19 protein-coding genes are annotated in these 12,830 nt (G+C 33.7%); 2 read left to right on the top strand and 17 right to left on the bottom strand.

What is annotated here, in order from left to right:
* Positions 1–74: 74 nt before the first annotated feature.
* From ACN0NP_RS07515 to ACN0NP_RS07445, 15 genes are all read right to left on the bottom strand, one after another.
* On the bottom strand, positions 75–260 hold the full coding sequence (locus ACN0NP_RS07515) for a Paratox (RefSeq protein ID WP_074566296.1): 186 nt from the start codon (positions 258–260) through the stop codon (positions 75–77).
* A gap of 75 nt (positions 261–335) precedes the next feature.
* Positions 336–527, bottom strand: a complete 192-nt coding sequence (locus ACN0NP_RS07510) for a hypothetical protein (protein ID WP_043914491.1) — start codon at positions 525–527, stop codon at positions 336–338.
* Positions 528–1,129: 602 nt separating this feature from the next.
* Complete coding sequence (locus ACN0NP_RS07505) at positions 1,130–1,579, bottom strand: DUF2335 domain-containing protein (RefSeq protein WP_423217073.1); 450 nt, start codon at positions 1,577–1,579, stop codon at positions 1,130–1,132.
* The gene (locus ACN0NP_RS07500; protein ID WP_423217072.1) at positions 1,560–1,775 is read right to left on the bottom strand and encodes a hypothetical protein; all 216 of its coding nucleotides are present in this window, start codon (positions 1,773–1,775) and stop codon (positions 1,560–1,562) included. The genes ACN0NP_RS07505 and ACN0NP_RS07500 overlap by 20 nt, the downstream gene beginning before the upstream one ends.
* Positions 1,776–2,560: 785 nt before the next feature.
* Positions 2,561–2,974: a DUF1492 domain-containing protein gene (locus tag ACN0NP_RS07495; RefSeq protein WP_423217071.1), complete on the bottom strand. Its 414-nt coding sequence runs from the start codon at positions 2,972–2,974 to the stop codon at positions 2,561–2,563.
* 212 nt (positions 2,975–3,186) lie between these two features.
* Entirely contained in the window at positions 3,187–3,942 is a 756-nt protein-coding gene (locus tag ACN0NP_RS07490; RefSeq protein WP_423217070.1) for a hypothetical protein, read from the bottom strand.
* Between the two features lie 96 nt (positions 3,943–4,038).
* The gene (locus tag ACN0NP_RS07485; RefSeq protein ID WP_423217069.1) at positions 4,039–4,200 is read right to left on the bottom strand and encodes a DUF2292 domain-containing protein; all 162 of its coding nucleotides are present in this window, start codon (positions 4,198–4,200) and stop codon (positions 4,039–4,041) included.
* 214 nt (positions 4,201–4,414) lie between these two features.
* Positions 4,415–5,260 carry an ATP-binding protein gene (locus ACN0NP_RS07480; RefSeq protein WP_423217068.1) on the bottom strand — a complete coding sequence of 282 codons (846 nt, stop codon included), beginning with the start codon at positions 5,258–5,260 and terminating at the stop codon, positions 4,415–4,417.
* 16 nt (positions 5,261–5,276) lie between these two features.
* Positions 5,277–6,116 carry a DnaD domain protein gene (locus tag ACN0NP_RS07475; RefSeq protein WP_423217067.1) on the bottom strand — a complete coding sequence of 280 codons (840 nt, stop codon included), beginning with the start codon at positions 6,114–6,116 and terminating at the stop codon, positions 5,277–5,279.
* A 13-nt stretch (positions 6,117–6,129) separates the two neighbouring features.
* Positions 6,130–6,396 carry a hypothetical protein gene (locus ACN0NP_RS07470; protein ID WP_423217066.1) on the bottom strand — a complete coding sequence of 89 codons (267 nt, stop codon included), beginning with the start codon at positions 6,394–6,396 and terminating at the stop codon, positions 6,130–6,132.
* Positions 6,396–6,545 (bottom strand): hypothetical protein, encoded by a 150-nt coding sequence (locus ACN0NP_RS07465; protein ID WP_423217065.1) that lies wholly within the window; start codon positions 6,543–6,545, stop codon positions 6,396–6,398. The genes ACN0NP_RS07470 and ACN0NP_RS07465 overlap by 1 nt, the downstream gene beginning before the upstream one ends.
* 14 nt (positions 6,546–6,559) lie before the next feature.
* Positions 6,560–6,754 carry a hypothetical protein gene (locus ACN0NP_RS07460; RefSeq protein WP_423217064.1) on the bottom strand — a complete coding sequence of 65 codons (195 nt, stop codon included), beginning with the start codon at positions 6,752–6,754 and terminating at the stop codon, positions 6,560–6,562.
* A 1-nt stretch (position 6,755) separates the two neighbouring features.
* Entirely contained in the window at positions 6,756–7,001 is a 246-nt protein-coding gene (locus tag ACN0NP_RS07455; protein WP_423217063.1) for a hypothetical protein, read from the bottom strand.
* A 184-nt stretch (positions 7,002–7,185) separates the two neighbouring features.
* The gene (locus tag ACN0NP_RS07450) at positions 7,186–7,839 is read right to left on the bottom strand and encodes a BRO-N domain-containing protein (RefSeq protein WP_423217062.1); all 654 of its coding nucleotides are present in this window, start codon (positions 7,837–7,839) and stop codon (positions 7,186–7,188) included.
* A 58-nt stretch (positions 7,840–7,897) separates the two neighbouring features.
* A complete protein-coding gene (locus ACN0NP_RS07445) occupies positions 7,898–8,083 on the bottom strand; it encodes a hypothetical protein (RefSeq protein WP_423217061.1) in 186 nt (61 codons plus the stop codon).
* Positions 8,084–8,252: 169 nt separating this feature from the next.
* Between ACN0NP_RS07445 and ACN0NP_RS07440 the strand changes: the two genes are divergently transcribed.
* Positions 8,253–8,705, top strand: coding sequence for a helix-turn-helix domain-containing protein (locus ACN0NP_RS07440; RefSeq protein ID WP_423217060.1), 453 nt, complete (start codon positions 8,253–8,255; stop codon positions 8,703–8,705).
* A 485-nt stretch (positions 8,706–9,190) separates the two neighbouring features.
* Positions 9,191–10,357: a tyrosine-type recombinase/integrase gene (locus ACN0NP_RS07435; protein WP_423217059.1), complete on the top strand. Its 1,167-nt coding sequence runs from the start codon at positions 9,191–9,193 to the stop codon at positions 10,355–10,357.
* A gap of 167 nt (positions 10,358–10,524) precedes the next feature.
* Here ACN0NP_RS07435 and ACN0NP_RS07430 read toward each other — a convergent pair whose 3' ends face one another.
* Positions 10,525–11,751: a cell division protein FtsQ/DivIB gene (locus ACN0NP_RS07430; RefSeq protein ID WP_423217058.1), complete on the bottom strand. Its 1,227-nt coding sequence runs from the start codon at positions 11,749–11,751 to the stop codon at positions 10,525–10,527.
* The gene (locus ACN0NP_RS07425) at positions 11,752–12,828 is read right to left on the bottom strand and encodes a UDP-N-acetylglucosamine--N-acetylmuramyl-(pentapeptide) pyrophosphoryl-undecaprenol N-acetylglucosamine transferase (protein WP_045798150.1); all 1,077 of its coding nucleotides are present in this window, start codon (positions 12,826–12,828) and stop codon (positions 11,752–11,754) included.
* Positions 12,829–12,830: the final 2 nt, after the last annotated feature.

Raw genomic sequence — 12,830 nt, 5'->3', positions numbered from 1 at the left:
TGATATAGTGAAAATGTTCGGGCTGTTTTTTGAGGTTTTTTGAGGTTTTTTGAGGTTCTTTTTTTGTTGCCTTTCTACCATTCTTTTAACTCTTCTAAAACGTCTGCTACCTTTTCAGTAGTAACCACCTCATAGGGCTTTACTGGTTCATTAGGGAGAACATAATCAAATACTATCCCATTCTTTCTCACAATTTGAACAGTATCACCTTTTATATAACCTCGGTCTATTGCCTCTTTAAATTCATCATAATATAGCATGAGTTTTCCTCCTACTTTATTATTCGAAAAAAATGCAGTCTTTTGACTGCATTTTAATAATTCTTACAAAGCTTTTTATAAATTATTTTCCTTAGCGTATTGTGTAAGCTTTATAGCATTGTTATATGACATACGCCCGACATCTGTAACGCCATTTGCGTAATTTGATAACGTCTGTTCAGATATTCCTGTTGCTTTGGAAATCTGATAACGTGAGTTTGTAGTTAGTAAGCTTAAAATTTCTTGTTTCGATAATACTTCAATCATGTTTGTTCCTTTTAATCATCTTTTTAAGATTCTATTTCTATTATATAGCACTATAAAATATACCATATTTTAAATACACTTTCCCTCTATGTACCTCTAAAAATATTTATTTGAAATAAGTAGGTGAAACATAAAGGGTAACAAAAAAGATAACAAATTTTATGAGTTCAGCAGGCAGGAAAAAAGCACCTTAACGGGTGCTTTTTAGTTAATCAAGATAATCTTCGTTAGTTATACATTTTATTCTATCAACATAATTACAAAATGTTGAAAATTTAAAACGCTTAGGGTCCATAAGTTTATGTTCATCATTATTTACAATAGCTTTAACTAATTTATTGATAATAACTCTATCGTTATCAACTACTTTATAGTAGTCTTCTATTTTTCTCAACCTAAACAAAATGGACGCAAACCTTATAAAATAAGATTACATAAGACATGAACAATAGCAGAATTAATTAATGAAATAACATAAGTTTTAAACTTACGCCCCCAAAAACTTTTTTTGCTTTGGGGGATTTTCTAATTTTTATTATAGCCAAAATTTACAAATAAATCCATTATAACGAAAATAAAAACCCTAACATATGTCAAGGTTTTTATTTTCTATCTTTGCTATTTGAATCTTTATTAGAATTTCCTGTAAATAATCCAATGACCCCAATAGCAGTTGTACCACTCAACATACTTCCTGCTATCGGGTGGTTTTTATATATTAAGAAAACTCCGCCAGCTACTATAGCTAGTGCAACAATAAAACCAAGAACTTGGCCAAGTTGATGTGAGTGAATATTGCCTGTAAGATACTTCTCCTCCATTTTCCGTCTATGCTCAGACTCCTTTATTCCATTTTGAATAATCATCTCAGCCGCCTTAGGATATAATTGGTTGTAACCCTTCAAAATATCAGGATGTGGCATATCCCCTTGATAAATTTCTAATTTCTCAAGAACCACTTGCTTTTCTTTTTTTGGCAACTTCTCAACTTTATCAACTAAATCTTCTGCTTCTACTAGTTCTTTTAACTCACTATTTTTCTTTGTAGGCAAATTTCAAAGCCTCCTCGTTAATTTCCTTAACAGATTTAGCATAGTCGCGCTTTAGTTTTTGAGAATCTGACAACATATCAATTTGGACTTTTGCGATGTCTTGCTTTGAAAAAGCAGTTGGCAACGTTAAGCTAGACATTCCAGAAACTACTGTTTTTAACCAATTACGCTTATGAGCAGTGATGATATCATACATAACTACCCCTCCTATTCATTAATACTGGTTAATCCTCCATATTGTTATCTTACATTATTATTTTATATCTTGCAACGTTTTTATTCATTTTTATCTTTTAATACAAAAATTTTTGTATTAAAAGATAAAAAAAGTATTGTTTTTACGATATTTGTGTATAATTATACCGTAAAATATACAAAAAACATCTATTGTTTTAGCTTAAGAGAAGTTTGGTCTTCAATCTCACTTCTCTTACCAAACCTAGAATTAGAATAACTATAGCAAGTCCGATAGTCCTAGTTTTTTTATGATATAATAGGAGCAGAGGGAAAGCTGTTTGACTTTCCTTACTACCTAATTTTTACCTAGCGCTTGCCTTTTGTTTGCTGACTTTCAGGCTTGCGCTTTTTGTGTGTCTTCCGCTCAAATTTAAGCAAAAGTACAGGCGTACCTGAAAGTACACCCATGAATACTTTACGACAAAAATATCTAAAAGTAAGGGGGTAGTTATAGCTACACCCTTAAAATACTTTATCCCAAAAACGGAAAAAGTACTAATTTTTACTAATTAAATATTCTATAAGGGCTTTCGCAAGCGATTATGTTATAATATTAGTGTACTTAGATAGAATACTTTGTGATTTTCTTCCGTGGTTTATTCCACGGTTTTTATTTAGATAAAAAACACCCTTAATCTTGGCGGATAGGGTGCTTTTCTTATGCCTAGAATGCTATTCTAAACATTCTTCTTGTTGTTGACTACATTGTAGCATGAACTAACTTTTATTGCCAAAGAAACACAATTAAACCATGCTCGCTAATTGTTTGAGTGCTATTTGTCTTTTTCTATAAAAAGTTGAACTTGAAATACCTAAAAACTCCTCAATATCGTAAATCGTATTATTGCCAATATACGTAAGGCGAAGAATTGCCCTTAATTCTGGGTCTTCTAGGTTATCATCTATCAAACTAATAAGGCTATCACGTTCAGTCATAAGTGTATCAATACGGCTTAAAAGCTTTTCTTTACGCTCTAGCAAGCTGTTATATTTGTCTGCCATATCTTTAGTTTTACTAGCTTTCACCTTTGTATCTGTAAGCGTTGACTGTGTAAAAATACCACTGCTCAAGTGTTGAATTTCTAAGTTGATGACCTTAATTTCTTTATCTATTTTTTTGATATTTTCTAACTTTTTTAATAGCTTTTTTTGTTCCATAAAACCTCCAAATTCTTTAAATTTTTATCTACTGCACCCTTTTCCCCTTTCTTCATGGCTGTTTCTCGGAGTTCGCTCGCAGTTCAGTGTGATTGCCGATACATGCTCACTCTGTCTCTCTACTTGCTCTATGCTGACTGTACACTAGGTTTTTTCTCGTATTTTCTCGTATTTCATTCCAGTATTTTCCAGTATTTCATGCCAACATTTTATTAAAAAAGTCCATGGTGACCGTCTCTAATAGAACCGCTAAATAATTTGTTATTCAATGGTTTCAATACTTCTCTAACATATACGCCACCTTGCTCTAGAAAAACGTCTTGAAAACCCATTCCATAACGTGGCAAACCTTTTGCCATATAGTCTAGTGGGTGATTGATAAATGCCTCTTCACCACCTACAGTTGGTACCCCAGCGTTTAAAATATCCAAAACAACAAAATGATAGTTATATTTTTCTGCGATTTTTTGTTTAGTTTTAGGACTATTATCTCGTTTTAACACAAGCTCAATATAATTAAAATCTTGTGGAGTTAGGTCGGAAGTTTTTGCGTTGTGTTTCAAATCTTCATAGGCTTTTTTAGCATTATTCTGTGATAATTCAACTGTTTCATTCAATAATTGGCACTGTTCGTTACCAATACTTTTTAACTTCGCCTCTGATTGTTTATACTGCTCTTTATATAATGACTTTTTAGCATCATCTGTGTATAAGTTATTAGCGCTAAGACTATCAACAAAATTTGAAAAATTTTCTATAACTTGTTGCGCCTCTCCCTTTAAATCTTTTACTTTTTTTTGTGCCTCTAAACGTTTCACTTTTGTTGGATAATTTTCAAAACGTTCAATTAGTTTATTACCGATTTTACTCCAATCAGTTACAGAAACGTCATTAGCTTTCTTTTCGCCGTTATCGCCATGTTCGATTTTTTCATTTAATTCTGTAATCAATTCATTATAGTTATCCATTTTAAAACCTCTTTTCAGTATTTTTATTTACTTGATAAACAAAAAAAGGTATAGCAATTATAATAACTGCTATACCTCTGATTTGTTCAGTCAGTATTACTTATTTTTATATTGTTTTCGTTCCATTGTCTCGCTAGCTACTACTTCACCATTCTGAACTTTAAAAGTTACACTGCCAAACTCAGGAATTTCAACTACCTCAATTTTATCACTTTTTTTGAAATAGATAAAGCCTCGTAACAATTCTACTGCTTGCATTTCTATGCCCCCTTACTTATTTATACTTGGATAATTTTCATTTGCCTTTATGGTAGTAAAAAAATACTACCTTACCACCATTCTTACACCAGTACAAAGCCAATAGTATCAAGGATTTTAGGGCTTTTTGTTAGCCAAATAGCGAAAAAACGCAAAAGAAATTTAAGTTAATTCCTATACCCCTATATACCCTATTACTATATATATTTATTTTTTATTTCAAGTTTCGAATACTGTAACGCTTATCTTTGATACCAAACGCTTTGAAAGTGTTACCCTCTAAACCTTTCAAAATACGGCTTGCGTTGCGTTCATTGTAGACATTCTTTAACTCTGACCCGCTTAGATTAGTATTGATAATCGTGTTTTCTCGGTTATTCAGAATATCGAATAAGAAGTCTTGTTCCCAATCGCTTTTAGGGTTTAGTGTTGCATTCTTCGCCCCAAGGTCATCAAGAATAAGGTAATCAGCTTCAGTCAATAGCTTAACCGCTTCTGCCTCTGTTAATTTGGCACCTCTGCCATAATTCCACCCCTCTTTGATTTCCTTAATGATTTCTGTAAGGCTGATAAACAACACACTCTTAGGTTCATTTTTTGCCCTGTATCCCTCGTTTATCGCTTTGGCAATAGAAATACTTAGGTGACTCTTTCCAATGCCTGTACCGCCTGTTATAAGTGTATTTCCTACCATGCCATTTAGATATTTGTCCGCCTGCTTTTTAGCAAAGACTAAAAGTTGACGTTCTTCTGGTGTATTTGCTATAAAAGTGTCAAAGGTAGCCGTTTTAAGCTCTTTAGGGATTGTACTATCACGTTCCAAGACGTTATAAGTATTTGCATACAATTCTTTATTTTTGAGTTTTTCAAGTTCGCTTTGACTCTTTTGAGCTATTTCCTCTTTAGCACATTCGGGACAATAAGGAACGGGCTTTCTCGGTTTGGCTTCTCCCGCTATTACAACAGTCCTGTTAAGCTGTTGTAAATGTACGTTATGTACGGGACAAACCTCATCAAGTTCTATAATATGTTTCAAGTTCTCAAATGGGTTCTTTTCCATGTTTTTACCTCACTTTCTAAAATGGTAAATCTGGGATAGTACTTTCTACATCACTTTTAGCAGGTTGTTGCTTAGACTCATGGAACTTCCTATCCTCTTCTTCAGCTTGTACAAGCGTTATAATGCCGTTTTGCTTCCAATTCCTTAGAATAGAATTCACATAACCAAAAGAACGCTTAGCATTGTTAGAAGCTTTATCAATAGCACGCTTCAATAACTCTGGTTCAAACTTATCTAGTTTGATATAATCTGCTAGTTGTTCAGCTTGATTAGGGGATAAGACACCAATTTCTTGTTGGTAGTAAGAATAAATTTCAGAAAAATCAGCAGAAGCATTATTCTTATTCTGATTCTTACTCTTATTCTTACTCTTATGTTCTATCTCTTTCTCTATATCTATATCTATCTCTGTCTTACAAGTAGTTAACGGTTCATTTACAACGTTATCCCCTTGGCTTACATTGTAAGAATTATCGTTTTTTAATTTTCGACGTTTCCTGTATTCCCGCATATACTGCGCTTGATTCGTCTCTTGTTCTAACATTGCTTTAGCTTGCAATAGTTCAGCATTTCCCTCGGTATCAATTTGAATGAGCCCACACTTGGTAAAATAAGCCATTGTCATATTAATATCATCTTCTGATACGTCCAATTTAATAGCTAATTCTTCTACCAAACTTTCAAGAAAGCCGTCATAGTATAAAATACAGTCACTTTCTAAACTCTCTAGCATAAGTCGAATATAAATAACAGTCATAGCATACCCGCCATTCATATTTTTCAATCGCTTGATAAAAACATTTTCAAAAAACTTTTTATCAACTTTCAACCAAAAATAAACTTTTGTCTTTGCCAATTATTACTCCTTTCTAGCGTACGGTTAAGAAATTAATCACGTCTGACACTCTAAAATATTGCTTCTTACTGTTTTCAAAGGGTGGTTGATAGACTTTAAGCCCTAACTTGACCCAATTTGTAAGAGTTGCCCCCGTTATGTCTAACTCTTCTTTCAGCTCTTTAGCACTTATTAATCCCGTCTGTTTTTGTAGTCGCTTTTCTAGCTCCAACTTCTTTTTGGAAAGTTCGTCTACACGATCTAATAAGCCTTGTTCAAACTCGAGTGAAAATGTTCCCATTAGTTAGCCTCCATTCCCATTAGTAGTGCTTGTAGCCCTTTCTTGATAAAGTAAAGGCTTGTTAAAGCGTGGTCTTTATCACCTTGCATAATTGCATTGTCTGCTAGATCAATCATGTTATAAAGACAGTCTTTTTCTTGTTCGTTCATTGCTTATCCCTCCTTTAGTTGTAACGCTTGCCATACAGTTGAATATAAGCCCCGTATCGTTCTTTGACGTGGTCTGTGTGCGTTTCTTTAGTCTCTTGCTTAACGTCCTCTGTAGGCTTGATTTTAGCCAATTCAATGCCAATTAGAATAAGTAAAACCATAATGACTAACTGCGCCCATATAGGTAAATCAATTTCTTGATAAAGCATGTTATTCCTCCTCCTCAAAGTTGATTAGTTTAAAAGCAATGTCATCAATTTCAGCACTTATTTTTTGCATTTGTGTATAAACATTTGAAAGCACCTTTGTAGCCATGTATGCTGTGGTGGCGTTATCTGCTTTCTGGTCTAACGCTGTTACTGCCTCGCTAGCGTGTTGTATCATTTCTAACCTTGGTAGTAAGTCACTTAGTTCAAACCCAAGTTTTTCAAGTTCTTTTAATTCATCTGTTCTCATGTTATATCTCCTTTGTTCTAAAACTCTTAAATGTTGAATTATCAAGGCTTTTAAGGTATAATAGGGTACATAAAAAGTATTTCTAAAACCCTTATAGCCTGCCTGCTGTAGTGTTTTAGTTTTATGTTATGTTAATTAAATTTGTTCTGGTTTGAGTTCGCTCCTCAAGCCTTTTTTGTTGCTTTCATAACTGAACTTGCGACAATGTGTCACGGATAGCACTGTATTCCATGTTCAGCTCAATTAGTGGGATAACCGCTTTTTCATAAGCCTGATATTTTGCTAGTTCTACGCTTGTTAAGCAATCAAGTCCCGTTTTACCACCTCTATCGGCTGTTAACTGTTGTTTATTCTTACCCGTTGATAATTTCAAAAGTAAGTTGCTTACAATAGAATAACCATGTGGTGGTTTAGGAGCGTTGTCCCATTTACTGATAGCCTCGTTCAGCGTTTTGTGTGTTGGTTTCTCTAAGGCTCGTTGAAAGCGAAAATTAGCGTTTTCTTTCTCTAATTCTTCGATATAGTCATATATCCAAGCTCGGAAAGCTTTACCTTTTTCAGTTCGAGACAACATGCCAATTTCAAAGATACCTCGTTTATTGAACAAACGTGTTTCGTATTTCTTTCCGTCAGCACCCGACAATTTGTCGGCTACTGAAAACTTTTCTTCTTTTAGGTATAGGTTACGTTCTATCATTTTTTCAATACCTTTACGGTTTTTATAACCAAACCCTTGTGCCAACTGTTCGATAGTAACTAAGATTGCTCTATCTTTGTTCAAATAGAAGTCAATTTTAATCTCTCCAAACTCCCCTTTTTCTCGTTTAATAATTTCCATATAAATTCCTCCTTTATACCCTTATTGTAATTTTGAACATTAGGGATTTTTTACCGTTTTAATAATCTTTGACTAACCAAGCTGTAGCTTTTTCAAAAGTCTTTGTTCTAACTTCCCCGCCCGAACTTAATCTTTTATACGTGATAGGGTTCACTCCAATCTGTTCACCAGCTTGTTTTGCCGTAAGTTGCATATCAGCTTGTTTTCGTCGTATTGCTTTAGCATAGTTTTCTGTGATAAACATGTCTGTTTGCTCCTTTCTGTTTAAAACACACCATTTTTTGGTGCTTTATATTTTACAAAAATATAATAACACTATTTTTTGGTGTTGTCTAGTGCTTTAAAAATTTTTTACGCTATTTTTTGGTGTGTTGTTATATTTTTATGATATAATTTATCCTGAGGTATAATGTATGAATAGACTAAAGGAACTTAGAAAAAAAACAGGGTTTACACAAAAATCTTTTTCTAAAGAAATTGGAATACCGTTGCGAACTCTCCAAAATTGGGAAAACGGTGAAAGTCAGATAAAACCAGACAAAGCCCAAAAGCTAGCCGACTTTTTCGGGGTATCTGTGGGGTATTTGCTGGGGTATTACACACTAGAACAAATTAAAAAAGAAGCAGACGACAATTATAAAAAATATAAAGACTTTGACTTGATAAACAATGAAAAACTTTTTGCTTTACTTATGGATAATTGTGATAAAGTTCTTTCGGATATTTACAGTTTTATTGCCCCAAGAATTCTAAAAAAAGAGTTAAGTAAAGAGGAACTAAAAGCAACGGAAGATTTTTTTAGATTGTTGAGTGAGCATATAACCACCTACCAATCTATTATTGATACTCTTAATGACAAGTATTAACAATTTTATTATTGTCTATAACTCTGTGTCCTAACCCACGCGCCAACATTTGCCAACATTTTGGTTTACAGTCATCCCCAAATACACTATGATTTTCTATGATTTCACCGTGTAGTTACGATTACACCCATGTAAAGCTGTAGTTCCTAAATAGTGCAAAGTTGCGCTATTTAGGAATTTCCCAACGTTGGGAATTTTGATAAGTTATCTAGCTGTTATGTAGACTCTAGTCTACATTTGGAAGCTCATTAGCAAAAACTAACGGGCGTACCTCAAGGTACACCCATACAATAATTATCCTTATTTCAATATTTCGCTATTTCTATATTAAGGATTTGTAGTTAATTGCTCACATTTGCAACTATTCCCAAAAATGACAACGTTGTCCAATTACTTTGCTACCATGTCTTTTTTGAATGGCTCTAAAACCTCAAACTCTAAAACCTTTATAGCCTGCCTGCTGTAGTTAAGAGAAGAGGTTCAAAATGGCAGAAATTAAGAAAATCACAAAGAAAAACGGTACTACTGTGTACCGTACTAATATCTATTTAGGTATTGATAAAGCAACGGGTAAACAAGCTCGTACCACTATCACTGCTAACACTAAAAAAGGTGTTAAAATCAAGATCCGTGAGGCTATAAATGAATTTGCTCATAACGGATACACCGTTAAAAAGAAAGTAAATGTAAAAACTTATAGGGAGCTTGTTTCACTTTGGTGGGATAGTTACAAGAATACAGTTAAACCCAATACAGAAAAAACTGTTAAAAGCTATTTAGAAGCCCACCTATTGCCCGCCTTTGGTGAATATAGACTAGATAAGCTAACAACACCCGTTATTCAAAAACAAGTGAATAAATGGGCGAACAAAGCCAATAGACAAAGTAAGAACGCTTTTGACTCTTATCATAAATTAGTTGGGTTAAATAAGCGTATCTTAAAATATGGCGTTAGTTTGCAACTGTTAGAACATAATCCAGCACTTGACGTTATCACCCCCCGTAAAAAACAAGAAAAGAAAACTAAAATCAAGTTTTTAGACAAACAAGAATTAAAGCAATTCTTAAGCTATCTAGATACTTTAGATAAATCAGACTATAAAAATCTGTTTAATACTGTCTTATATAAACTACTTTTAGCTACGGGATTACGTATCGGGGAAGCAATGGCGCTTGAATGGTCTGACGTTGACCTTGAAAATGGGGTTATTGACGTCAACAAGACACTAAACAAAAGAATTGAAATAAATAGCCCTAAATCTATGGCAAGTTATAGACAAATTTCAATTGATAAAGCTACTATACTCATGCTTAAACAATATAAAAACCGACAACAAGTTAAAGCGTGGGAACTTGGTCGGTCTGAAAAAATTGTCTTTTCAAATTTCACTGGTAAATACTTTGACCCTAACAACATTAGAAGCCAATTGTATAAGCATTTTAAAAACGCTGGTGTCCCTAATGTACGTTTTCATGGTCTACGCCATACACACGCAACATTAATGTTAAATGCTGGTATGTCTCCAAAAGACTTACAACACCGTTTAGGTCATAGCACTATCACAATGACGCTAAACATTTATGTCCATGCAACCGAAGAGGGAGCAAAACAAGGCGGGAACATTTTTGAAATGGCTATCAATAATTTATAAAAAAAGGGTAGCCCTTAATCGGGTTACCCTAATTTTTTGTACAAAACGTAACAAAAAACGTAACAAATTTATAAATGCTTTTTTAAAAAGGCTATCAAACGCTTTAATATCAACGTTTTTAAGTATTCAAAATTAATATATTAAGTTTCTGTTATTGAAACTTAATTTTATTGCTGAACATCTTGTTCTCCGGCTACAACATTGTTCGTTTGTTCTGTTGTTTCCGATTCCAATGTTTGATTTTCAGCATTTTCGGCTTCAGATGATTCTGTCGAAGCATCACCTTCACTAGACTCGGTTTGAGACTCTTCAGCACTTTCAGATTCTGATGAGTCTTTATTTTCAGCTTGCTGTTTTGCTTTTTCTTTATCTTCTGCAACTGAGGCTTCAATTGATTCAGATGTCGCAAAAATACCGACCTCCATATCAACGATGCTATTTTCCGGTAAGCCATCTTTAATTTTTAGATAATAAGGTAATTTCTTAGTTATCTCAGATAACGGCACACGAACAATATTGCCATCATGCATCTCTAATTTTAATAAATCTGAAGTTGTTGACGAGTCTGCTGAACTAATAATTTGAATCTGATTAACCAAATCCTTATCTAATTTTGAGAATGCTTTGATAAGTGTTTTAATATCTTTTTCAGATGACAAATTAATAGTTAAGAAACTATCTGGCAGCTCAGATGCACCGACAACATTTAGGCGTGTGCCATTTTCAAGAATCGGCTGATAGCCGTCATCTGTCTGAGCATAAGCTACAATATTGTATTCCTTGACAGCAATGTCAAACTTATTTGGAAAACGATATTTTAAACTAGCACTTTTTACAAGCTTGTTTTTACTAATAATATTCTTTTCATAAGTTGAATGATGCAAAATCATAGAAAAGACATAATCAGAAGCTTTAATACCTGAATCTTTAATCACTTCGTCCTGACTCGCGACAGAAACACCTGAAACAGTGACTACTTTCTTCTTACTAAATGGAGTTACTAAAAAGATTGAAATCAGAAGAACTAACCCTGAAGTAATCAAAACTGGAAGCGCATGATGAATCGCTTTTTGAAGAGGTGTTTTTTCTTTTTTAGCTTCAAGTTTTTGTAACTTCTTAGCTTCTTTTGCTTTTTTAGCCTCTTCTTTTTTGGCTTCTTTTGCTTTCTTCTTTTCTTCAGCAGTTAATTTCTTATCAGTCTTACCTTCCTCAGCAGCTTCTTCTTTTTTGTGAGTTCTTTCTAAACGTAATTTTTCTTGACGTTTTTTCTTTTCAACTTTTTCAGCTTCTTTTTTCTTTAAAAACTCAATATTACGTTTTTGCCACTCAGTCATCACTGATTTTTTTTCTGATTTATCTTTTTGACTTTTTTGTGACTCTTTCTTTTTTGTCATTTAAATTCCTTTTGCAGTCTTAGAAATATCGTGCTTAAGCAGATCATAAAATTCTTCTTGTGACTTGATTTCAGTGGAATTTTTCATTTGTTCATGATAACTATTTTCTTGATCAAAAAGCTGTGTCAATTCTTCTTGCAAGTGAGCAAAAGTAAGCTTATCTTCAGATAGTTGGCGAGCATAGCCTTTTTTCTCGAAATAAGCTGCATTTTCCAATTGGTCACCACGACTTGCTTCTTTCCCAAGAGGCACAATCAAATGCAATTTATCCATAGCAACTAATTCAAAAATAGTATTTGAACCACCACGTGTCACAACAGCATCTGCCATATCCATCAAAGGCTGATAAAGGTCTGTGACATAATCAACTCGATAGAGATTTTGACTCAATCCATTTAAGCTTTTATCTCCTGAAATATTGATTACATTATAATGCTCAGTTAATTCAGGTGTGTTTGTAATAAAGTCGTTGAAGACACGAGCACCAGCTGAACCACCGATAAAAAGAAGAGTCTTCAAATCAGGGTTAAAGTGCTTTTTAATATCTTCAATCTTGCTTTCATCGTAGGCTACTTTACTGCCAACTTTTGTGATTGCTCCAACATGTTTTGCTTTTGTCAAACCATGAGCTTGTTCAAATGTTGTATACATCGTTGTTGCAAATTTGTAAGCAATCTTATTGGCAAGTCCCATTGATAGGTCGGATTCATGAACAAAAACAGGAACACCTAATGTCTTAGCAGCAATTACAGGTGGTACAGACACAAACCCACCTTTTGAAAAGAGTGCTTGTGGGCGAATCTTCGCAATGATTGCGATAGATTGCAAAATACCAAATGAAACTTTGAAGACATCAAGCATATTTTGCCATGAGAAATAACGTCTTAATTTTCCCGTTGCAATTGAATGGAAAGTGACATCTAAACCTGACTTTTCAATCTGCTCATGTTCGATTCCATGTTTATCACCAATGTAGTGAACTTCCCAGCCATCTTTGATGAATTTTGGAATCAGAATAAGGTTTAAAGTCACATGACCAACAGTACCTCCACCGGTGAAGACAATTTTTTTAGTCATGC

The sequence above is a fragment of the Streptococcus equinus genome (genome assembly GCF_049393805.1).
GTDB classification, from domain to species: domain Bacteria; phylum Bacillota; class Bacilli; order Lactobacillales; family Streptococcaceae; genus Streptococcus; species Streptococcus equinus.
Note: the sequence above shows the minus strand (reverse complement) of the source record. Positions and strands in the feature narration are given on the sequence as shown.

What these genes read in the sequence shown, in the direction of transcription:
- ACN0NP_RS07465 (WP_423217065.1), bottom strand. Translation starts at nt 6,545, where the DNA reads ATGAACGAACAAGAAAAAGACTGTCTTTATAACATGATTGATCTAGCA.
- ACN0NP_RS07435 (WP_423217059.1), top strand. Translation starts at nt 9,191, where the DNA reads ATGGCAGAAATTAAGAAAATCACAAAGAAAAACGGTACTACTGTGTAC.
- ACN0NP_RS07510 (WP_043914491.1), bottom strand. Translation starts at nt 527, where the DNA reads ATGATTGAAGTATTATCGAAACAAGAAATTTTAAGCTTACTAACTACA.
- ACN0NP_RS07425 (WP_045798150.1), bottom strand. Translation starts at nt 12,828, where the DNA reads ATGACTAAAAAAATTGTCTTCACCGGTGGAGGTACTGTTGGTCATGTG.
- ACN0NP_RS07515 (WP_074566296.1), bottom strand. Translation starts at nt 260, where the DNA reads ATGCTATATTATGATGAATTTAAAGAGGCAATAGACCGAGGTTATATA.
- ACN0NP_RS07495 (WP_423217071.1), bottom strand. Translation starts at nt 2,974, where the DNA reads ATGGAACAAAAAAAGCTATTAAAAAAGTTAGAAAATATCAAAAAAATA.
- ACN0NP_RS07455 (WP_423217063.1), bottom strand. Translation starts at nt 7,001, where the DNA reads ATGAGAACAGATGAATTAAAAGAACTTGAAAAACTTGGGTTTGAACTA.
- ACN0NP_RS07445 (WP_423217061.1), bottom strand. Translation starts at nt 8,083, where the DNA reads ATGTTTATCACAGAAAACTATGCTAAAGCAATACGACGAAAACAAGCT.
- ACN0NP_RS07470 (WP_423217066.1), bottom strand. Translation starts at nt 6,396, where the DNA reads ATGGGAACATTTTCACTCGAGTTTGAACAAGGCTTATTAGATCGTGTA.
- ACN0NP_RS07460 (WP_423217064.1), bottom strand. Translation starts at nt 6,754, where the DNA reads ATGCTTTATCAAGAAATTGATTTACCTATATGGGCGCAGTTAGTCATT.
- ACN0NP_RS07490 (WP_423217070.1), bottom strand. Translation starts at nt 3,942, where the DNA reads ATGGATAACTATAATGAATTGATTACAGAATTAAATGAAAAAATCGAA.
- ACN0NP_RS07480 (WP_423217068.1), bottom strand. Translation starts at nt 5,260, where the DNA reads ATGGAAAAGAACCCATTTGAGAACTTGAAACATATTATAGAACTTGAT.
- ACN0NP_RS07440 (WP_423217060.1), top strand. Translation starts at nt 8,253, where the DNA reads ATGAATAGACTAAAGGAACTTAGAAAAAAAACAGGGTTTACACAAAAA.
- ACN0NP_RS07430 (WP_423217058.1), bottom strand. Translation starts at nt 11,751, where the DNA reads ATGACAAAAAAGAAAGAGTCACAAAAAAGTCAAAAAGATAAATCAGAA.
- ACN0NP_RS07485 (WP_423217069.1), bottom strand. Translation starts at nt 4,200, where the DNA reads ATGCAAGCAGTAGAATTGTTACGAGGCTTTATCTATTTCAAAAAAAGT.
- ACN0NP_RS07500 (WP_423217072.1), bottom strand. Translation starts at nt 1,775, where the DNA reads ATGTATGATATCATCACTGCTCATAAGCGTAATTGGTTAAAAACAGTA.
- ACN0NP_RS07450 (WP_423217062.1), bottom strand. Translation starts at nt 7,839, where the DNA reads ATGGAAATTATTAAACGAGAAAAAGGGGAGTTTGGAGAGATTAAAATT.